Origin of the sequence: Aminobacter sp. P9b (assembly GCF_045345995.1) — a bacterium.
GTDB classification, from domain to species: domain Bacteria; phylum Pseudomonadota; class Alphaproteobacteria; order Rhizobiales; family Rhizobiaceae; genus Aminobacter; species Aminobacter niigataensis.
In genome coordinates this window covers 54085-73146 of the sequence record NZ_CP150083.1, presented here as the reverse complement: position 1 = coordinate 73146, position 19062 = coordinate 54085, and the positions used below count along the sequence as shown (strand labels likewise).

Genomic DNA, 19062 nt, shown 5'->3' with positions numbered 1-19062 from the left:
TGGGTGCCGCCGCCAATGGAAACGGATTGAAGATGAAACCCTCGCTCTCCATCCGACAGCTCACGAAGCAGTTCGATTCCAACCTGGTGCTGAAGGGCATCGACCTCGAAGTTGCGGCCGGACGCTTTGTCGTTCTGCTTGGCCCTTCCGGTTGCGGCAAGAGCACGCTGCTCCGCACGATAGCCGGGATTTCCGACCCGAGTTCCGGCGGCATCTGGCTGAAGGATCGCCGCATCGACGCCATGCCGCCGGAGCAGCGCAATTTCGGACTGGTGTTCCAGACCTATGCGCTCTTCCCCCACATGAGCGTCGAGAAGAACGTCGCCTTCGGCCTGGAAATGCGGCGCGTGAACAAGCGCGACATCGCGCGCCGTGTCGCGGCAGCCTTGGAACTCGTCGGCCTCGCCGACTATGCCAAGCGCCTGCCCAAGCAATTGTCGGGCGGACAGCAACAGCGTGTCGCGCTCGCTCGCGCAATCGTCATCGAGCCGGATGTGCTGCTCTTCGACGAGCCGCTCTCCAATCTCGACGCCAAGCTGCGCGACACACTGCGCGACGACCTGCGCGCGCTGCAGCAGAAGCTCGGCGTCACTTCGATCTACGTCACCCACGACCAATCCGAGGCAATGGCGCTGGGAGACGAGATCGTGGTCATGAAGAATGGCGAGATCGTCGAGCGCGGAACGCCGATCGACCTCTACCGTCGTCCGGCCTACCGTTTCACGGCCGAGTTCCTCGGCATGACCAATGTCATCGAAGCCAAGCTGCGCGACCGTGCCTGCCAGTTGCCCTGGGGCGACGTGCGCGAGGTGGAGAACCCATCAGAGCGCGATGTCGAGGGTGTCGCGATACGGCCCGAAGACCTCGCCATCGAGGCCGTCGAGACGGATCATCATGGCGTGGTCGAGCAGGCAATGTTCATGGGTGCGGCGACCCATTATTGGATCAAAGCGGCCGGCAAGACCTTAAGGGCGATCACATCGGGCGGACGCACTGCAATCCTGCCCGTCGGCCAGAAGGTCCGACTGGTTCCGCCGCCGATGCTGCATCTGTTGCGGGCGCACCATCCCCTGCAAGAGGTGGCGGCATGAGCGGGAGCAAAGTCAAGACCGCGACGCTGCTACTTTGCCTGCTTCCCGGCGTCGGCTATCTCCTGGCGCTGTTCGGCCTGCCTCTGGTGCGGGTTCTGTCTGGCAGCTTCACCGAGCGCGGCGCCGAGGGGCCGACGCTGGCGACCTGGGCCGAGCTGTTCGGCAATCCGGTCTACATGGACGGGCTTTGGTTCTCGCTCTGGCTAGGCATCGCGCCGACGATCGTCAGTCTGTGCATCAGCCTGCCGCTGTCGGCGCTGATGCAGGCCAACGAGACGAGCCGCAAGCTGTTCGGCACGCTCTACAAGATCCCGCTGGTGGTGCCGGGGATCGTTGCCGGCTTCCTCGTCCTCGTCATCCTCGATCGCGGCGGGATGGCCGGGCGCATGCTGGCACCGCTTGGCGTGACGATGCCCCGCCTGGTGCGCGATGATTGGGGAGCAGGCGCAATCATCGCATCGTCGTGGAAAACGGTACCGTTCATGACGCTGATCATCGCCGGCTCGATGGCGGCGATCAGCAAGGACGTGCTGTCGGCCGCCCGGACGCTGGGCGCAAACCACCTGACCGTGCTGCGGCGTATCCAGCTGCCGTTGGCGCAACCCGGCGTCACCGCAGCCGTCCTGCTGAGCTTCATCGGCTCGCTTGGCTCCTACGTCATCCCGAGCCTGCTTGGCCCCAGCTACCCGCTGCCGCTCAGCGTCCACATGTTCTCCGAAGGCTTCCAGCAAGGGAATTGGCCGATGGTCTACGCCATGGGCACGCTGCTCAGTGCCATGGCGATCGCCGTGCTGCTCGCCTACTACGCCATCATCGGCTCGTTGAGCCGCAACGACACCGCGAGGGGCTAGGCCATGAGCGGATCTCCTCGTGCCAGGCGCAACCAGGCGCTGGTCGGCTTCGGCCTGTATGCCTACCTGGCGCTGACCCTGGCCTTCCCTGTGGCGATTGTTGCCCTCTGGGCTTTTTACGACCCCGCGGTCGGTTGGTTTCCACCCGACATCATTCCGCGCTCGTTCTCGCTTTCGGCCTGGCGAGAGGTGCTGGCTGACCGCAACGTGCTGCCCGCAGCAGCGCTCAGCCTGTTTGTTTCGGTGGTCGTCACGGTGCTGACCGGGGCCCTGGCCTTCCCGACCGCCTGGGCGCTGGCGCAGTTTCCGTTCCGGCTCAAGCGACTGGTCGAGATTTTCGTGCTGGCGCCGGTGATCGTCCCCGGCATCGTCGTAGCGGTCAGCCTTGGCGAGATATTCTTCCGCTTCGGCCTGGCCGGGACGGTGCTCGGCGTCATCCTGGTGCAGATCGTCGGCACGCTGCCGTTCATGATCCGCATCCTGACCGCCACCATCGAAGGGATTCCGCGCGAGTTGATCTACGCCGCGCGTACGCTCGGAGCGTCGCCTTTCGTTGCGGTCACCCGCATCGCCTTGCCGCTTGCTTGGCCGGGTTTCGCCGCCGGAGGCCTTCTGACCTTCATCGCCTCGTTCGAGGAGTTCGAAAAGAGCTTCATGGTCGGGGCGCCGAAAGTGCGCACGCTTGCCGTCCAGCTCTGGAGCTATCTCGGCGGCGAGGTGCTGGTGCTGCCGACCGCAGCCGTCGTCACCCTTATCCTTCTCACCCCGATGCTGGTCATCTTCGTGCTCGCCGAACGTATCGGCAAGGACGACGTCATGGCCGCCGGCCTCGGAAAACTTTAGTCCCCCAGGAGTCTATAATGCCCAATCCCTTCCTTGCCCGCGAAACCGGGTTCATTCGCCTCTGTGGCCACCGCGGCCACAACATGACGGCGCCCGAAAACACATTCGCCGCCTTCCGAGCAGCGCATGAACTCGGCGCCACCAGCATCGAGATCGATACCGTGCTGACGGCCGATCGCCAGATCATCGTCCTGCACGACCTGCTCGTCGACCGCACCAGCAACGGCAGCGGTGCCGCCCGGGAAATGACGGCGGCCGAGATCGCAGCACTGGACGCCGGTTCGTGGTTCGACCCGCGTTTCGCCGGGGAGAAGATACCCACGCTGGCCGAGACGATCGCCCTGGCGCACGAGCTCGACCTGGTGCTCGAGGTCGAGATCAAGGAGAAGGTGGATCTCGACGCCTATTACCAGGCGCTGGAAGCCGTCGTTGCAAATCCGGCGGATCGCGACCGGGTGATGATGATTTCGTTCGACCACGCCAGCCTCAAGGCCGTCAAGGCTCGTATTCCGGGGCTGCGAACTGGCGGTATCGCACATGAGCGCTACTCGGACCCGGTCGCCGTGGCACGGATGTCCGACCTCGATGAACTCTGCATCGATCTCGACGTCTTCGATCCCGCCGATGCCGCAGCGCTCCACGATGCCGGCATTGCCATCCGCTGCCATGCCTACAAGCCAAGCGCGTGGGAGGAGGCCCGGCGCGCCGGCCTTGGTTGGGATGAGAACCTGGCGGCCTGGCTGAAGGGCGGTCTCATAGACACCCTGTCGGGCGACGATATCGGCTGGCTCAAGAACTTTGTAGATTCCGCGCTCAAATAGCCTTCTCGGGTTCCGCTGATGGCGTCGCGAGGACCGCATCGAAAACGCGGTCCTCGCGACGAATTCGCATGGCTCAGAGCGCGGCGAATATCCGTCGGAGGTAAAGTCCGAGCGTCAGGGTTCTGGCAAGCATCAGCACGATCATCGCCAGCCACAAACCGTGGTTGCCCCAGAAGTGCTGGAGGGCGTAGGCCGCGACCAGGAAGACCACCGTGGACACGAACATGCTGTTGCGCAGTTCGCGCGTCCGGATCGCGCCGATGAAGACGCCGTCGAGCATGTAGCTGCTCACCGAGATCAGCGGCAGGGCGATGACGTAGGGCAGGAACGTTTCGGCCGCCAGGCGGACATCCTGCTGGTTGGTCAGGAGCGAGACGATGGTTGGACCGCCCAGCCAGTAACAGACCGAAAACAGTGCTGCGACCAATCCCGACCAGATGAACGCTGCCTTGATGACACGGTAGAGCGCGTCCTTGCGGCGCGCCCCGATGACCGAGCCGACGAGCGTTTCGGTGGCATGGGCAAAGCCGTCCAGCCCGTAGGACATGATGCCGTGCAGGTTGAGCAGGACGGCGTTGGCAGCGAGGATCGCGTCGCCCTCGACGGCGCCGCTGCGGGCGAACCAGCCGAAGCAGACCAGCAGGAACAGGCTGCGCAGGAATATATCGCGGTTGACCGCAAACAGCTGGCGCAGCGCTGCCCCATCCAGGATGTCGCGCCAGGGCAGCGGGCCGACGGCGCTGAACGGCCGGACGATCATCAGGCCGGCGCCGAATGCAATCCATTCGGCTAGCGCCGTGCCGGCGCCGATGCCGGCAACGCCCCAGTCGAAGACGAAGACGAGCGTCAGCGTCGCGGCCAGGTTGATCACGTTGAGCGCGACTTGCAGCGCCAGCGACACTATTACCCGCTGGCGGCCGAGCAGGTAGCCAAGCAGGACGAAATTGCCCAGTGCGGCCGGCGCCGACCAGATCCGCGCCGAGGAATAGGCGACAGCACTCTCGTAGACTGCTTCGCTGCCGCCAAGGAGGGAGAGGCCGATTTCGATGATCGGCTGTTGCAATATGACGATGATCATGCCGCCGGTGGCCGCAACAAGAAGCGCCCTTAGCAGGTGCTTGCGCATCAGGACGGCGTCGTCGGCACCCCAGGCCTGGGCGACGAGACCGGTGGTGGCCATGCGCAGGAAGCTGAAACTCCAGAACAGGAAATTGAACAGCACGCCGCTGAGAGCGACGCCGCCGAGGTACCACGAGCCGGGCAGGTGTCCGGCGACCATGGTGTCGACCAGGGACAGTACCGGCTGGGCCAGGTTGGCCAGGATGATCGGAAACGCCAGCATGATCATCCGGCGGTTCCAGTTTTCCTGGAGTTCGAGAGGGGCGGAAATGTTCATTGTGTGCAAATGTCCGTGCAGGCCCGAAATCGAAGTGGGCAGCGAAGTTGAGTATTGATGTCCCGATAGCCTCAGGTGTCTGGCCCGTGGTTGTCGGTTGAATTGCCGGCGCCTGTCCGAGTACTTTCCATCCTTGCTCATGCCCGGCGCCGCGAGGTGAAATGACGGCGCCGCAGCGTCTCCCTGTGCGACGGGAAGCGGTATCGCGGTAGTGGCTATTCGGACAAATCGAATGCCAGAAGGGCCGCTGATCCCAATGATCCCTGCGGATCAATTGTCATTTTTCCAAGAGGCAGCTTGACATTCGTCCGGTTTAGAGAAAAGTTCCAGTTTATTGGAAATTTATAGCGGCATACTGGATGATCGCAAGGCGGTTGTTCAACAAGCCAGCGGATTTCCAGGTGGGAGGCGCCACAATTTCTTCAGTTTTGAGCCGGCAAGCAGCAATGCCGCCGGATCGGGAAGTATTGTGCGCTGATTTGCTTGCTCGGTTAGTGGGTAATTACAAAGAAGGGGAATGACAGTGAGTAAAACTCTTATGACGAACCGGAGAAACGCGCTGAAGCTGCTGGGCGGTGGCGTGGGCGCGCTTGCCGTTCCGTACATCATCCGTCCGCGTCCGGCTGCCGCCGCAGGCGTGCTGAACATCACCACCTACGACAAGTTCCTGCCACAGGAATTCCTGGACAAGTTCCAGAAGGACACCGGCATTCAGGTCAACATCCGCCTGACCGACGACCAGGGCAAGCAGTACAACCTGCTCACCGCCGAAGGCGCCAATCCCTCGACCGACATCGTCACCGTTGCCGGCCACCGCTATTCGCAGTTCATCAGCTCGAAGCTGCTGCAGCCGCTCGACACCGGCAAGATCGCAAACTGGAAGAACCTCAACACCGCTTACCAGGATGCGCCCTGGGCGCGTGTCGACAACAACCTCTGGGGCCTGCCGATCCTCGCCGGTTACGAGGGCCTCGCCCGCAACGTCGACTACGTGAAGGACGCGCCCAGCTGGGAGATCATGTTCGACCCGCAGTACAAGGGTCAGACCTCCTATATCGTCAGCGATTTCATGACCATCGTCATGCAGTATCTCGGCCATGACGGCGACTTCGTCAGCTATGTCGACAAGGCCGACGTGGCGCAGAAGGCGACCAACGAAGCGCGCGACTTCCTGATCAAGAACAAGGACATGGTGCGCAAGTACTATGACGCGGGCTCGGAAGTGCAGCAGATGTTCATCAACGAGGACATCTACCTCGCCCATTCGTGGTCTGGCCCTGCCGCCAAGCTGATCATGGATGGTCATCCGATCCAGCTGTCGGTGCCGAAGGAAGGCACGTTCGGCTTCTGCTACACGCTCAACGTAGTCAACAATGCGCCGAACGCCGAGAACGCCTACAAGCTGCTCGACGCTGTGCTGGCAAGCCCGGAAGTGGGCGCTGCGATGACCCGCCAGTCGGGCTACAGCTCGACCATCAACGGCGTCGGCGACCTGCTCAACGATCGCGAAAAGCTCGCCGCGACGCTGCCGCAGGAAGAGCTGGAGCGCGTCGTCTTCTTCTCGTCGGTCAACCGCGACATGAAGAACGAGATGATCGACCGCGCCACCGCAGAGGTCAAAGCGGCCTGACGAGGCAACGAAGCCTCTCGACCTGTCCCGGAGCGCTGCGACGATCTCCGGGGCAGGCAGCCCGCTTTCGCAGGCCTGTTCAGTGCATGACCCGAGCTACCAAAGGGCATGCACCGTTCACAGTTTTACTGCGTCCCATTGCGCATCCGGGGGCGGATGCGGCGCTGTAATCCAACAACGCGCAATGACCGACGGCCGATCATGTCATGCGGCACCGGTCGGGTTGCGCCAACCGAGATTGTTTGATGGTGAGTAGCAACACGACAGCCGGCTATGCGGGAGGGCGCGACGCGTCCGTGCCCAAATATTCGACCGGCATTGCCAAGGTGGTAAACTCCGCGCTCTACCGGCATACGCTGGGGGCTGCGGTGGAGTCGCGCATCGGCCGGGTCATGCTTCTGACTGGTGTGCCGCTGATCTGGCTGGTCATGATGCATGTCGGGCCGATCTATCAGATGCTGAAGATCAGCCTGTTGTCCCACTACCCGGTCCAGCCGGGCGTGGAGTCGCGTTTCACCCTCGATAACTACGCGATCTTCTTCAAAGAATCGCTCTATTTCACGCCGCTGATCAAGAGCTTCATCTTCGCCACGACAGCGACCGCGGTCACCCTGGTGGTCGTCTATCCGGTCGCCTACTACGTCGCCAAGATCGTCAAGCCGGAGGGGCGTTCCAAGGCGCTGCTGCTGCTGCTGGTGCCGTTCTGGGCCGGCGAACTGATCCGCACCTTCTCGGTCATCATGCTTCTGGCCAACCGCGGCGCGGTCAACGTGCTGCTGCGCGAAATCGGGCTGATCGACCGCCCGATCCCGATGCTCTACACCTCCTTCTCGCTCGGCTTCGGCCTTGTCTATCTCATATGCCTCTACATGCTGCTGCCGCTCTATTCGGCGATTGAGAAGATCCTTCCCAGTATCTCGACGCGGCGGCCGATCTCGGCGCCGGTCCGTTCACGCGCTTCCGCAGGATCATCCTGCCGCTGTCCAAGGACGGCATCGTGTCAGGCTGCTCGCTGGTGTTCCTGACCTGCATCGGCGTGTTCGCCACGCCCATGCTGCTCGGCGGCCCGACCACCGTGCTGTTCCCCGAGACGATCAGCGGCTTCTTCCACGGCGCCAGCGACAAGTGGCCCGTCGGTGCCGCCTTCGCACTGATCATGCTGGTCACGGCCCTGATCACGGCCGGCATCTTCATGCGCCTCGTCGGCGGCAAGAAAAGGAGTGCATTCTGATGCGCAACATGTTTGCAGACGCTCCGCGCACGACGCTGACCGCGTTCTACTGGGCCTTCCTGCTCTATCTGCTCCTGCCGCTGACGCTGATGATGGCGATGAGCTTCAAGGACGCCAACTTCGTCGCCTTCCCGATCGGCGACTGGACGCTCGACTGGTACGCCAAGGTGATGCAGGACAAGCAGTTCCTGGAGGCCTGCCTGTATTCGGTGATGATCGCCGCCGCTTCGACGCTGGCGGCGACGACGCTCGGCACCTGGATCGCCATGCTGATCGTTGCCGAAGGCATCAAGGGCCAAGTCATCATCTTCGCGCTCGCCTGCCTGCCTGCCGTCGTGCCCGGCATGATCTCGGCGATCTCGCTGCGCATCTTCATCTCGACCATCGACATGCCGACGGGAACGGCCGCCATCATCCTTGGCCACACGGTGCACGCGGTGCCCTTCGTGGTGGTGATGGCGCTGACGCGGCTGCGCTCGATGCCGGGCAATCTGGTCGACGCGGCGCGTGACCTCGGCGCCGACAGCGTCGTTGCCTTCTTCCGCGTGACGCTGCCCTACCTGAAGCCGGCGCTGGTCGGCGGCATGATCTTCTGTGTGCTGCTGTCGATCGACGACTTTGTCCGCACCTTCTTCCTGGGCGGCTATCGTCCGACCCTTCCCATGCTGATCTTCGCCAAAGTGCAGGGCGGCATGTCTCCCGAAATCAACGCAATGGCGACACTCGTCCTGGTGGTTACCGCCGCCGTCGGACTTTACGCCGAATACCTGACCCGCCGCGCGAGGACCCGCTGATGCAACCCGTCGTCCAGTTCGACAACGTCACCAAGAGCTATGGCAAGCACGTTGCCGTCGAAAACCTGAACCTCAGCATCGAGGCGGGCAAGTTCGTCACCCTGCTCGGCCCCTCCGGCTGCGGCAAGTCGACCTCGCTGCGCATGCTCGGTGGTTTCGAAATGCCGAATTCCGGGCGCATCCTGCTCGGCGGCAAGGACGTGACGCGCGTTCCGCCCAACAAGCGCAACGTCAACATCGTGTTCCAGGACTATGCGCTGTTCCCGCATATGAGCGTTGCCAAGAACATCGCCTTCGGCCTTGAGCTCAAGGGGCTCGACAACCAGCAGATCCACCGCCGGGTATCGGAACTGCTCGAACTCGTCCAGTTGCAGGACTACGCCAAGCGTCTCCCGTCGGAACTGTCCGGTGGCCAGCGCCAGCGCGTTGCACTGATGCGTGCGCTTGCGCCCGATCCGGACGTGCTGCTGCTCGACGAGCCGCTATCGGCGCTCGATGCCAAGCTGCGCCAGCAGATGCAGATCGAGCTCAAGTCGATCCAGGAAAAGACCGGCAAGACCTTCATGTTCGTGACACACGACCAGGAAGAGGCGCTGACCATGTCGGACACGATCGTGGTCATGAACAAGGGCAAGATCGAGCAGATGGGCGATCCGAACACGCTCTATGGCCGTCCGGGCAGCGTCTTCGTCGCCAACTTCATCGGCGAGACCAACCTCCTGCGCAGCACCGTTGTCGGCACCGAAGGCGATACGACGGCGCTGAACTGGAACGGTGTCACCATCAAGGCGGCACAGGGCGGGCTCGCGCCCAAGGCCGGCGATCACCTTTATGTCGTGCTGCGCCCCGAGGCGATCCACTGCTCGGCCGACGAACCGACGAGCGGCAACCGCATCAAGGGCAAGGTCCGCCAGCGCGTGTTCAAGGGCAATCACACTTCGCTTTCGGTCGAGGTTGCCGACGGGGCGGTTCTCAATGCGCTGGTCCACCCTTCCGACGTTGCCCAGCTCAATGGCGAGGACATCTGGGTCGGCTGGAAGCCCGAGACCACGACGGTCATCCCCGACCGCCACGCACACAACTGAGACGACAACGGCCCGCGCCGGTGAAGGATGCGGGCCGACAGCAGGCAGGGCAGGACATGCGAAATGACGATTTCGAGCGGACAGCGGAGGCGACCCATGGCGTATGACGTACAGGCGCCGCTTCGATCGGCCGCCGGCGGCCTGGCCGAACTCGAGCAGCGTGTTCGCGACGATCTCGCATGCCTGTGCTACCCGCCGTCAAACTGGGTGGTGCCGACCGCAGTCGAGGGGGAGGAACAGGTCAACGACGTCGTCGTCATCGGCGGCGGTATGTGCGGCCTGGTTGCCAGCTTCGCGCTGATCGGCGCCGGCATCCAGAACATCCGCATCTTCGACCGCAGCCCGGTAGGTTTCGAGGGCCCGTGGCTGACCTATGCGCGTATGGAAACGCTGCGCTCTCCCAAGCAGCTGACCGGCCCGGCCTACGGCATGGCGTCGCTGACCTTCCGCGCCTGGTATGTCGCGCAGTTCGGCAACGACACCTGGGCTGAACTCGACAAGATTCCGCGCCCGATGTGGATGGAATATCTGCGCTGGTACCGCAAGGTGCTCGACCTGCCGGTCGAGAATGGCGTCGAGGTCAAGACCATCCTGCCGGAAGGCGAGCTGATGCGGCTGACGCTCAGCGGCGATGGCGCGCGCGAAAAATCGGTGCTGGCCCGCAAGGTGGTGATGGCGACCGGCCGCGACGGAATGGGTCATCCCAGCATTCCCGGCTTCGTCGAAAACCTGCCCGCGAAATACTGGGCGCATTCGTCCCATGATATCGATTTTGCCGCCCTGCGCGGCAAGCGCGTGGTGGTGGTCGGCGTCGGCGCATCTGCCGTCGACAATGCGGCCGAGGCGCTGGAGGCAGGTGCCGCGGAAGTCCGCCACCTCATCCGACGCAAGGAGATGCCCTGCATCAACAAGCTGATGGGCATCGGCTCGTTCGGCTTCACCGCTGCCTTCCCGCAACTGGGCGATGCCAGGCGCTGGCAGATCATGAACTACTCGCTGCGCACCCAGACCCCGGCACCGCGTGGCTCGACGATGCGCGTCAGCCGGCATCCGAATGCCTGGTTCCATTTCGATGCAGCCGTCGAAAAGTCCGAGCTCGATGGCGACGAGATCGTCATTTCGACATCGCAGGGCAAGACGGTGCGCGCCGACTTCCTGATCCTCGGCACCGGCTTCGGCGTCGATCCGCTGGCGCGAAAGGAACTCGACGGCTACGCCGACAAGATCCTTCTGTGGCAGGACCGTTTCACGCCGCCCGAAGGCCAGGAAAACACCGAACTCGGCAATTACCCTTACCTCGCCAACGACTTCACCTTCCTGGAGCGCGAGCCAGGGCAGGCGCCGTGGCTTGCCAACATCCACAGCTTCAACTCCGGTGCTGCCGCCAGCCTCGGCAAGATGAGCGGCGATATTCCCGGCATCAGCGAGGGTGCGGCATGGCTAGCGCGCGAGATCGCCGCCAAGCTCTACACCGAGAATTTCGGCCAGTACTGGCAGCGCCTGCTCGACTACGACACGCCCGAACTGCGTGGCGACGAGTGGACGGCATCGCCCTTGCCGGACGAGGCGCGGACGGCCGTCCGCCAGCAGGCATAGGAGGACGGCATGGCCGACAACAAGGACGTGATCGCCGCAATCGTCGGCATCGAACCCGGCAGCGCGCTGGCCGAAGTCGTGGCGGGACGTGCCGACATCATGGCACTGACCCAGCAGACCCATGACGGGGCGTTGACGCCGGTCGAACCAGGCGGGCTGTCGCATGCCGAGCGTGCAGCACTTGCCTGCCGAATCGCCAAGATCAATGACGACAAGGATTTCGAGGAGCACTTCGAGGCGCTGCTCGACAAGGCTGGCGGTTCCGGCGCCACCGCACGCATTGCCGACATCTGGTTCGACGGTGGCAGCGACATCCGCATCAAGGCACTGATCCGGCATGTCGACCTCGTGGCGCATGCCCCGAAGGATGCGACGCGGCGTGATATCGAGCTGCTGCAGGAAGCCGGGCTCACCGATGCCGACATCGTGCGACTGTCGGAACTCGTTGCCTTCGTCAGCTATCAGATCAGGGTTGCCGCCGGGCTGCGGCTGATGCGGGGGCTGGCATGAGCAAGGTCGTTCACGAATTCACCACCACCATTCCCGAGTGGAAGCCCTATGTGAAGCCGCTCGATCTGGCGGAGGCCAGCGCCGAGCAACTCGAAGCGCTCAAGGTCACGCCTTCCAACACCAAGGTGTCGGACTACGTGCTGGTGCTCGCGCATGACGTCGAGACGCTGACGCACCGCTCGCCGCTGTTCAACGGCGTGATGTACAACCGTGGCGGCCTTTCGCGCGCCGAGCGTGAGATTGGTGCTGTCGGCGCCTCGATCGTCAATCGCTGCATTTACTGCGCTGCGGTGCACGCCGGGCGCTACAACCAGATCACCAAGGACGAAACCGTCATTGCGGCGATCTTCGCCGATGGCGTCGATGCCGAGATCGAGCCCCGCCTCAAGGCGATCTTCGATTTCGCGGTCAAGCTGTCGAAATGCCCCTCCGATGCGGATGCTTCGGACATGCAGTCGCTTGTCGATGCCGGCTTGGGCAAAGACGAGATTCTCGACCTGATCCTGTCCTCGTCGCTGTTCGGCTGGGCCAACCGGCTCATGCACACGCTCGGCGAGCCGGTCGGAGAATGACCGGCCGGCACGCAAAGTAGATCGGTCAAGCGGGAGGAGAAGCATGAATTCGATCAATCCGCCCGAAATTGGGCCGCGCCTGCAGGCACACCGCAAGGAGCTGAAGCTCACGCTCAACGATCTCGCGACAATGTCGGGCGTGTCGCGCTCCATGTTGTCGGAGATCGAACGTGGCAACGCCAACCCGACTTACGGCACGCTGTGGCATCTGACGCGCGCGCTCAACATCGACCTCAACAGCCTGGTCAGCGGCGCCAGCGAAGAGCGCAGCGACCGTATCGACCTGCAGCCCGGCAACATGACGCCCACCATCCGAAGTGCGGATGGCAGCTGCACGATGCAGATATTGTCGCCCGCCGGCATGGTGTCGATGATCGAATGGTATCTCCTGAGCTTCGAGCGCGAGGGCAAGCTGGTCAGCGATCCGCATGGCGCCGGGACCATCGAGCACCTGCATTGCACGCAAGGCGAGATCGTGGTGCGCAGTGCCGGCAATGAAATGATCGTGCGGGCGGGAGAGACGGCGCGTTACGCAGCGGATGTGCCGCACTCCCTGACCAGCGTGGGCGCCGGCTCGGTCGGGGCGAGGGCGTTCCTGGTCGTGGCTTCGGCCGATGTGGGAACCAACACACTCAGGGCGTCGATACGCCCGAAATGACGACCGGCCTCTCGGGGCCGGGATGATGATTTACCAGAAAGGAATTAGTGGAATGCAGGTAGGTATTGTCGGCGCGGGTTCGATCGCCTTTGGAACGGCGGCGTTTCTCGAACAGCAGGGCCACCACGCGACGCTGTGGTCGCCGTCGGGCGAGCGCACCAAGGCGCTGGCCAAGGGTGAGGCACTGGTCGCCCAGGGCGCGGTCGAAGGCACTTTCCATCCATCGGCTGCGGCCAGCGCCGAAGCGCTTGTCGCCGGTTCGGAGGCGATCGTGATCGCACTGCCGGCCTATGGCCACAAAACCGTGCTCGACGCCATCGCACCCTACATCACGCCGGCCCAGACGATCATCATCAGCTCGCACGCGTCCTTCGGCGCGCTCTACCTGTCGCGCCTGCTCGCGGCTCGTGGCGTCGTTGCGCCTATCGTCGGCTGGGGCACCACCGTGGTGTCGGGACGACAGCTCAGCCCGACGCTGGTCAACGTCAACACCGTGCGCAAGAAGGTCGACCTCGCCACGGTGCCGGCTTCGCGTAGCGTCGAGGGCTTCGCCGTCTGCCAGGCGCTGTTTGGCGACCGCTTCGTCGACCGCGGCAGCCTGATGGCGATCGCGCTTTCCAACCTCAACCCGCAGAATCACATGGGCATCGCGCTCGGCAATATGACGCGCATGGAGCGCGGCGAGAACTGGAGCCAGGGCCAGAACGTGACGCCGAATGTCGGGCGGCTGCTCGAGCGGCTCGACGAGGAGCGTATCGCCATCGCCACCAGGCTCGGCCTCGAAGTGCGCAACATCTTCCAGCACTTCCATCTGTCGTTCCACGTGCCGATGAACTCGATCTCGCAGATGAACCAGGAAATGCACGAAGCCGGTAACGGCGGCACGGGCCCGACCACCGCCGACAGCCGCTATGTCACCGAGGACGTGCCGTTCGGCCTGGTCATGACCGCCAAGATCGGCCAGCTTGCCGGCCAGCCCGCCGAGCTGCACGAAGCCGGCGTGCGTATCTTCTCGGCCATGTATGGCCGAGACTTCAACGCCGAGAACGACCTTCTCACCGCGCTCGATCTCGACACGATGTCGCTCGATCAGCTCAACGGGCTGTGCCGCGACGGGTTTGCAACCGCCGCCTGACTGCCATCGCGGTTCGGATCTGAACGCGCGGGCTAAATCAAAAAGAGCCAGACATCGTCGATGTCTGGCTCTTTTTTGAGCAGCGCGGCGGAGGCAGCACCGACGAAACGCCTTGCGGGCGGGCGCAACGCTACCCAACCCGCCGGCAGTCACCACTCGGCGAAGGACCCGTCGGCATGGCGCCAGACGGGGTTGCGCCAGCGGTGGCCTTCCTTGGCGCGTTCCTTGACATAGTCCTCGTCGACATCGACGCCGAGGCCGGGGCCATCGGGGATGGTGACGTAGCCGTCCTCGTAGCGGAACACGTCCTTGTTCTTGGCGTAGTCGATCAGGTCGTTGGACTTGTTGTAGTGGATGCCAAGGCTCTGCTCTTGGATGAAGGCGTTGTAGCTGACGGCGTCGAGCTGCAGGCAGGCGGCGAGCGCTATCGGCCCGAGAGGGCAGTGGGGCGCCACGGCCACGTCGTAGGCTTCGGCCATCGCTGCAATCTTGCGGCATTCGGTGATGCCGCCGGCATGCGACAGATCGGGCTGGATGATGTCGACCACGCCCTCCTGCAGCACGCTCTTGAAGTCCCAGCGGCTGTAGAGCCGCTCGCCGAGCGCGATCGGTGCCGACGACATCGCCGCGATCTCCTTGAGCGCCTCGCGGTTCTCGCTGAGCACCGGTTCCTCGATGAACATCAGCCGGTAGGGCTCGAGCTCCTTGACCAGCATGCGCGCCATGGGCCGGTGGACGCGGCCATGGAAGTCGACGGCGATGCCGACATGCGGGCCGACTGCCTCGCGCACCATGGCGACGCGCTCGACGGCGGCGTCGATCTTGTCGTGGCTGTCGACGATCTGCAGTTCCTCGGTGCCGTTCATCTTGAGCGCGGTGAAGCCGCGCGCCACCACGTCCCGGGCGCCGTCGGCGACGTCGGAGGGCCGGTCGCCGCCGATCCAGGAATAGACCTTGATGCGGTCGCGGCACTTGCCGCCGAGCAGTTCGTGCACCGGTACGCCGAGCGCCCGGCCCTTGATGTCCCATAACGCCTGGTCGATGCCGGCGATGGCGCTCATCAGGATTGGGCCGCCGCGATAGAATCCGCCGCGATACATGACGTTCCAGTGATCCTCGATGAGCCTGGGATCCTTGCCGATCAGATAGTCGGAAAGTTCGTGCACCGCCGCTTCGACGGTGTGGGCGCGGCCCTCGACGACCGGCTCGCCCCAGCCGCTGACGCCCTCGTCGGTCTCGATCTTGAGGAACATCCAGCGGGGCGGAACGATGTAGGTCTTGAACGCGGTGATCTTCATGGCTCGACGCTTCTTTCCAAATGCTCGCGCGGTGTCAGCTCTGGTTCTTCTGGGCCTTGGCCCGCGCGAGGTCGCGCGCGGCGAGGTCCAGGATCTCGTTGGCGGCCTTGCGCGCTGCCGGGCCGTCGCGCATGCGCAGTGCCTCGACGACGCCGTAATGGACCTTGACGGCTTCATCGCGCCGGTCGACGGAGTTCGCCGTCGCCTCGAGGGCGAAGTTCAGCGCGGTCTCGATCAGGCCGCCGATCTGCCGGAAGATCGGATTGTGGCAGGCGCCATAGAGAACCTGGTGGAAGGCGGCGTCCGAGCGGGCAAAACTTGCAACGTCGCTGCCGGCCGCCTCCATGCCTTTCCAGGCCAATTCCAGATCGGCGATCTCGTGCAGCGAAGCGCGCTCCGCAGCGAGCTCTGCGACCAGCGGCTCGATGGCGCGCCGTGTCTCGAGGATGGAATCGAACAGCTTGGGATCGAGCGTATTCGGCCGGTGCCACTCCAGGACCTGGGGGTCGATGATGTTCCAGTTTTCCTTTTCGCAGACGACGGTGCCGATCCGCGAGCGGCTGAGCACAAGACCCTTGGCGGCCAATATCTTCAGGGCTTCGCGAATGACCGTGCGACTGACGCCGTGTTCGACGCCCAGGTCGTTTTCGCTCGGCAGGTTGGCGCCGGAGGGATAACGGCCGGCCAGGATGTCGGAGGCAATTGCCCGCACCACGTCCGGCATCACACGCGGACGGCGCGCCTTTGAAGCGGTGTCCATCGTACCAGCCCTGGCACTATCCATGCATTCCTCCCCTGCCGTCAGTCTGTCGTTCTTACGTGTGCCCCGTATGCCGGACAATCCTCCGTCACGGCATGCAGACATCTCCTCCGGAAAGAAACTATCTCATTCATCATACCAAGGCAATTGACTGGTATGATGAATGACGCTAGCTTTTGTCATCCGGGCTGCTTGCCCGGCGCGTTTTTGGGAGGAAACCATGCGATTTTTGAAGAAGGCGCTCCTTGCGGGCGCCCTTGCCGTCTTGTCCGCCACCACCATTACTTCTGCCTATGCGCAGGAGACCAAGATCGGCTTCATCGTGAAGCAGCCCGAGGAACCCTGGTTCCAGGACGAGTGGAAGTTTGCCGATCAGGCAGCCAAGGAAAAAGGCTTCACGCTGGTGAAGATCGGCGCCGAGGACGGCGAAAAGCTGATGTCGGCCATCGACAATCTCGGCGCGCAAGGCGCCCAGGGCTTCATCGTCTGCACGCCTGACGTCAAGCTCGGACCTGGCATCGTCGCCAAGGCTGCCGCCAACAACCTCAAGCTGATGACCGTGGACGACCGACTGGTCAGCGCCGACGGCAAGCCGCTCGAAGACGTGCCTCACATGGGCATTTCGGCGACCAAGATCGGCGAGGCGGTCGGCCAGGCCATCGTCGACGAGATGAAGGCGCGCGGCTGGAAGGCCGAGGAGGTCGGTGCCATCCGCGTCTCCTACGACCAGCTTCCGACGGCCGTCGACCGTGTCGAGGGTGCGATTTCGGTGCTGAAGGCGAATGGCTTCAAGGCCGAGAACATTTTCGACGCCCCGCAGGCCAAGACCGACACGGAAGCCGCGCTCAATGCCGCGACCGTCGTCCTCAACAAGAACGCCGGCATCAAGAAGTGGGTCGCCTTCGGCCTCAACGACGAGGCGGTCCTGGGTGCCGTGCGTGCGTCCGAAAGCGTCGGCATCCCGGCTGACGGCGTGATCGGCGTCGGCATCGGCGGCGCGGACTCGGCGATCAACGAGTTCAAGAAGCCGGCGGCCACCGGGTTCATCGGCTCGGTGATCATTTCGCCGAAGCGGCACGGCTACGAGACGGCTCTCAACATGTTTGACTGGGTCGCCAACAACAAGGAGCCGGAAAAGCTCATCCTGACCGCTGGCGCCCTTGCCAAGCGCGACGACTTCGAGAAGGTTCGTGCGGAACTCGGCATCGAGTAAATCGCATCATTGAACGGTGTCCGGCGGCGGGTTCACTGCCGCCGGACATGCTGGAGGACCGTCGATGTCGTTTCTCGAATTTTCGCAGATCTCGAAATCCTATCCCGGCGTCCAGGCCCTGTCGGACGTGTCGTTCGGTGTCGCAAAGGGCGCCGTGCACGGCCTGATGGGGGAGAATGGTGCCGGCAAGTCGACCCTGATCCGCATCCTGTCGGGCGACCAGCACTCCGACACCGGCGAGATCAATATCGATGGCCAGGTCCAGAAATACTCATCGACGCGCGATGCCTTTCACGCCGGCGTCATCGTCATCCACCAGGAACTGCAACTCGTCCCGGAACTGACGGTCGCCGAGAATTTGCGGCTTGGCCGCTTTCCTGCCAATGCCGGTGTCATCCAGGCCAGGCAGATGTTCGCCGAAGTCGGCGACAAGCTGAAATCGGCCGGCATCGACATCGACCCGCGTCGCAAGGTCAAGACTTTGTCGATCGGTGAACGCCAGATGGTCGAGATCGCCAAGGCGATCATGCTGGACGCCAGGGTGATCGCGCTCGACGAGCCGACCTCGTCGCTGTCGTCGCGCGAAAGCGAAATCCTGTTTGCCCTGATCGAGCGCCTGCGCGCCGAGGGCAAGGTCATCCTCTATATATCTCACCGGCTCGACGAGGTGTTCCGCCTTTGCGACAGCCTGACCGTGCTGCGCGACGGCAAGCTTGCCGCACATCACCCGAGCCTCAAGGACGTTACCCGCGAACAGGTTGTAGCCGAGATGGTCGGTCGCGAGATCTCCAACGTCTGGGGCTGGCGTCCGCGCGAACTGGGCAAGGTGCGCCTGAAGATCGAGGACATGTCGGGCGAGAAGCTGCCCGTGCCGGCCAGTTTCGAAGCGCACGCCGGCGAGATCCTCGGTTTCTTTGGCCTGATCGGGGCCGGGCGCTCGGAACTGATGCGCCTGGTCTATGGCGCTGATGCCCGTCGTGGCGGCTCGATGACGATAGATGGCGAGCGAGCCGAGATAGCCGACCCGCGCCAGGCGATCCGCGCCGGGGTCGTGCTGTGCTCGGAAGACCGCAAGCACGACGGCATTGTCCAGGGCCGTTCGCTGGAGGAGAACATCAATATCTCCTCGCGCCGACATCATTCGTGGTTCGGCATCCTCGACCTGCGCAAGGAAGTCGAGATCGCCGAAACCTTCATCAAGAAGCTCAAGGTGCGGACGCCTTCGCGCAAGCAGGATATCGTCAACCTGTCGGGCGGCAACCAGCAGAAGGTCATTCTCGGCCGCTGGCTTTCCGAGCAGGGCGTGCGCGTCCTGATCATCGACGAGCCGACCCGCGGCATCGACGTCGGCGCCAAGTCCGAGATCTACGAGATCCTTTACCGGCTTGCGGAAGACGGCATGGCGATCGTCGTCGTCTCGAGCGAACTGCCCGAGGTGATGGGCATCTGCGACCGCATCCTGGTGATGTGCGGCGGTCGCATCTCGGCGCATATCGACCGCGAGCAGTTCAGCGAGCGGGCCATTCTGGCCGCCGCCCTGCCCGACAAGAAAACGCCAGACGCAATTGCATCCTAGAG

General features: G+C 63.6%; 17 protein-coding genes and 1 pseudogene. 15 read left to right on the top strand and 3 right to left on the bottom strand.

The genetic code is table 11. The features are described from left to right. Positions 1-32: 32 nt before the first annotated feature. Genes WHT83_RS24480 through WHT83_RS24465 form a run of 4 tightly spaced genes read left to right on the top strand, consistent with a single transcriptional unit; the run spans position 33 to position 3606 of the window. On the top strand, positions 33-1091 hold the full coding sequence (locus tag WHT83_RS24480; protein ID WP_341878595.1) for an ABC transporter ATP-binding protein: 1059 nt from the start codon (positions 33-35) through the stop codon (positions 1089-1091). After that, positions 1088-1942, top strand: coding sequence for an ABC transporter permease (locus WHT83_RS24475; protein WP_341878542.1), 855 nt, complete (start codon positions 1088-1090; stop codon positions 1940-1942). Before WHT83_RS24480 ends, WHT83_RS24475 begins: the two co-directional genes overlap by 4 nt. A 3-nt stretch (positions 1943-1945) precedes the next feature. Continuing rightward, a complete protein-coding gene (locus WHT83_RS24470) occupies positions 1946-2785 on the top strand; it encodes an ABC transporter permease (RefSeq protein WP_341878541.1) in 840 nt (279 codons plus the stop codon). A 17-nt stretch (positions 2786-2802) separates the two neighbouring features. Further along, positions 2803-3606 (top strand): glycerophosphodiester phosphodiesterase family protein, encoded by an 804-nt coding sequence (locus WHT83_RS24465; RefSeq protein ID WP_341878540.1) that lies wholly within the window; start codon positions 2803-2805, stop codon positions 3604-3606. A gap of 73 nt (positions 3607-3679) precedes the next feature. Here WHT83_RS24465 and WHT83_RS24460 read toward each other — a convergent pair whose 3' ends face one another. Then, positions 3680-5002 carry an MATE family efflux transporter gene (locus tag WHT83_RS24460; RefSeq protein ID WP_341878539.1) on the bottom strand — a complete coding sequence of 441 codons (1323 nt, stop codon included), beginning with the start codon at positions 5000-5002 and terminating at the stop codon, positions 3680-3682. Between the two features lie 538 nt (positions 5003-5540). On the opposite strand from WHT83_RS24460, the gene WHT83_RS24455 reads away from it, so the two are divergent. The 9 genes and pseudogenes from WHT83_RS24455 (at position 5541) to WHT83_RS24415 (ending at position 14213) form a co-directional block, all read left to right on the top strand. Beyond that, complete coding sequence (locus WHT83_RS24455; protein ID WP_318764297.1) at positions 5541-6632, top strand: extracellular solute-binding protein; 1092 nt, start codon at positions 5541-5543, stop codon at positions 6630-6632. A gap of 245 nt (positions 6633-6877) precedes the next feature. After that, positions 6878-7863 (top strand): annotated as a pseudogene (locus WHT83_RS24450) (ABC transporter permease). After that, positions 7863-8657, top strand: coding sequence for an ABC transporter permease (locus tag WHT83_RS24445; protein WP_108610146.1), 795 nt, complete (start codon positions 7863-7865; stop codon positions 8655-8657). The pseudogene WHT83_RS24450 and the gene WHT83_RS24445 overlap by 1 nt, the downstream one beginning before the upstream one ends. Beyond that, positions 8657-9742, top strand: coding sequence for an ABC transporter ATP-binding protein (locus tag WHT83_RS24440; RefSeq protein WP_108610147.1), 1086 nt, complete (start codon positions 8657-8659; stop codon positions 9740-9742). The genes WHT83_RS24445 and WHT83_RS24440 overlap by 1 nt, the downstream gene beginning before the upstream one ends. 96 nt (positions 9743-9838) lie before the next feature. Further along, on the top strand, positions 9839-11338 hold the full coding sequence (locus WHT83_RS24435; protein WP_341878537.1) for an NAD(P)/FAD-dependent oxidoreductase: 1500 nt from the start codon (positions 9839-9841) through the stop codon (positions 11336-11338). A 9-nt stretch (positions 11339-11347) separates the two neighbouring features. Continuing rightward, positions 11348-11848 carry a hypothetical protein gene (locus WHT83_RS24430; RefSeq protein WP_341878536.1) on the top strand — a complete coding sequence of 167 codons (501 nt, stop codon included), beginning with the start codon at positions 11348-11350 and terminating at the stop codon, positions 11846-11848. Next, positions 11845-12420: a peroxidase-related enzyme gene (locus WHT83_RS24425; protein ID WP_341878535.1), complete on the top strand. Its 576-nt coding sequence runs from the start codon at positions 11845-11847 to the stop codon at positions 12418-12420. The genes WHT83_RS24430 and WHT83_RS24425 overlap by 4 nt, the downstream gene beginning before the upstream one ends. 43 nt (positions 12421-12463) lie before the next feature. Further along, positions 12464-13078, top strand: coding sequence for an XRE family transcriptional regulator (locus tag WHT83_RS24420; protein ID WP_341878534.1), 615 nt, complete (start codon positions 12464-12466; stop codon positions 13076-13078). A 52-nt stretch (positions 13079-13130) separates the two neighbouring features. Next, positions 13131-14213 carry an NAD/NADP octopine/nopaline dehydrogenase family protein gene (locus tag WHT83_RS24415; RefSeq protein WP_406874073.1) on the top strand — a complete coding sequence of 361 codons (1083 nt, stop codon included), beginning with the start codon at positions 13131-13133 and terminating at the stop codon, positions 14211-14213. A 149-nt stretch (positions 14214-14362) separates the two neighbouring features. Here the strand turns inward: WHT83_RS24415 and dgoD are convergent, their stop codons facing one another. Continuing rightward, entirely contained in the window at positions 14363-15511 is a 1149-nt protein-coding gene (gene dgoD / locus WHT83_RS24410) for a galactonate dehydratase (RefSeq protein ID WP_341878532.1), read from the bottom strand. A gap of 34 nt (positions 15512-15545) precedes the next feature. Continuing rightward, on the bottom strand, positions 15546-16295 hold the full coding sequence (locus tag WHT83_RS24405; protein WP_108610154.1) for a FadR/GntR family transcriptional regulator: 750 nt from the start codon (positions 16293-16295) through the stop codon (positions 15546-15548). A gap of 196 nt (positions 16296-16491) precedes the next feature. On the opposite strand from WHT83_RS24405, the gene WHT83_RS24400 reads away from it, so the two are divergent. After that, positions 16492-17484: an arabinose ABC transporter substrate-binding protein gene (locus WHT83_RS24400; RefSeq protein WP_108610371.1), complete on the top strand. Its 993-nt coding sequence runs from the start codon at positions 16492-16494 to the stop codon at positions 17482-17484. 64 nt (positions 17485-17548) lie between these two features. Next, positions 17549-19060 carry an L-arabinose ABC transporter ATP-binding protein AraG gene (gene araG / locus WHT83_RS24395; RefSeq protein WP_341878531.1) on the top strand — a complete coding sequence of 504 codons (1512 nt, stop codon included), beginning with the start codon at positions 17549-17551 and terminating at the stop codon, positions 19058-19060. Positions 19061-19062 lie beyond the last annotated feature (2 nt).

Excerpts from the sequence above, each read along its gene's own strand:
- WHT83_RS24480 (WP_341878595.1), top strand. The coding sequence starts at position 33 with ATGAAACCCTCGCTCTCCATCCGACAGCTCACGAAGCAGTTCGATTCC.
- WHT83_RS24475 (WP_341878542.1), top strand. The coding sequence starts at position 1,088 with ATGAGCGGGAGCAAAGTCAAGACCGCGACGCTGCTACTTTGCCTGCTT.
- WHT83_RS24470 (WP_341878541.1), top strand. The coding sequence starts at position 1,946 with ATGAGCGGATCTCCTCGTGCCAGGCGCAACCAGGCGCTGGTCGGCTTC.
- WHT83_RS24465 (WP_341878540.1), top strand. The coding sequence starts at position 2,803 with ATGCCCAATCCCTTCCTTGCCCGCGAAACCGGGTTCATTCGCCTCTGT.
- WHT83_RS24460 (WP_341878539.1), bottom strand. The coding sequence starts at position 5,002 with ATGAACATTTCCGCCCCTCTCGAACTCCAGGAAAACTGGAACCGCCGG.
- WHT83_RS24455 (WP_318764297.1), top strand. The coding sequence starts at position 5,541 with ATGACGAACCGGAGAAACGCGCTGAAGCTGCTGGGCGGTGGCGTGGGC.
- WHT83_RS24445 (WP_108610146.1), top strand. The coding sequence starts at position 7,863 with ATGCGCAACATGTTTGCAGACGCTCCGCGCACGACGCTGACCGCGTTC.
- WHT83_RS24440 (WP_108610147.1), top strand. The coding sequence starts at position 8,657 with ATGCAACCCGTCGTCCAGTTCGACAACGTCACCAAGAGCTATGGCAAG.
- WHT83_RS24435 (WP_341878537.1), top strand. The coding sequence starts at position 9,839 with ATGGCGTATGACGTACAGGCGCCGCTTCGATCGGCCGCCGGCGGCCTG.
- WHT83_RS24430 (WP_341878536.1), top strand. The coding sequence starts at position 11,348 with ATGGCCGACAACAAGGACGTGATCGCCGCAATCGTCGGCATCGAACCC.
- WHT83_RS24425 (WP_341878535.1), top strand. The coding sequence starts at position 11,845 with ATGAGCAAGGTCGTTCACGAATTCACCACCACCATTCCCGAGTGGAAG.
- WHT83_RS24420 (WP_341878534.1), top strand. The coding sequence starts at position 12,464 with ATGAATTCGATCAATCCGCCCGAAATTGGGCCGCGCCTGCAGGCACAC.
- WHT83_RS24415 (WP_406874073.1), top strand. The coding sequence starts at position 13,131 with ATGCAGGTAGGTATTGTCGGCGCGGGTTCGATCGCCTTTGGAACGGCG.
- dgoD (WP_341878532.1), bottom strand. The coding sequence starts at position 15,511 with ATGAAGATCACCGCGTTCAAGACCTACATCGTTCCGCCCCGCTGGATG.
- WHT83_RS24405 (WP_108610154.1), bottom strand. The coding sequence starts at position 16,295 with ATGGATAGTGCCAGGGCTGGTACGATGGACACCGCTTCAAAGGCGCGC.
- WHT83_RS24400 (WP_108610371.1), top strand. The coding sequence starts at position 16,492 with ATGCGATTTTTGAAGAAGGCGCTCCTTGCGGGCGCCCTTGCCGTCTTG.
- araG (WP_341878531.1), top strand. The coding sequence starts at position 17,549 with ATGTCGTTTCTCGAATTTTCGCAGATCTCGAAATCCTATCCCGGCGTC.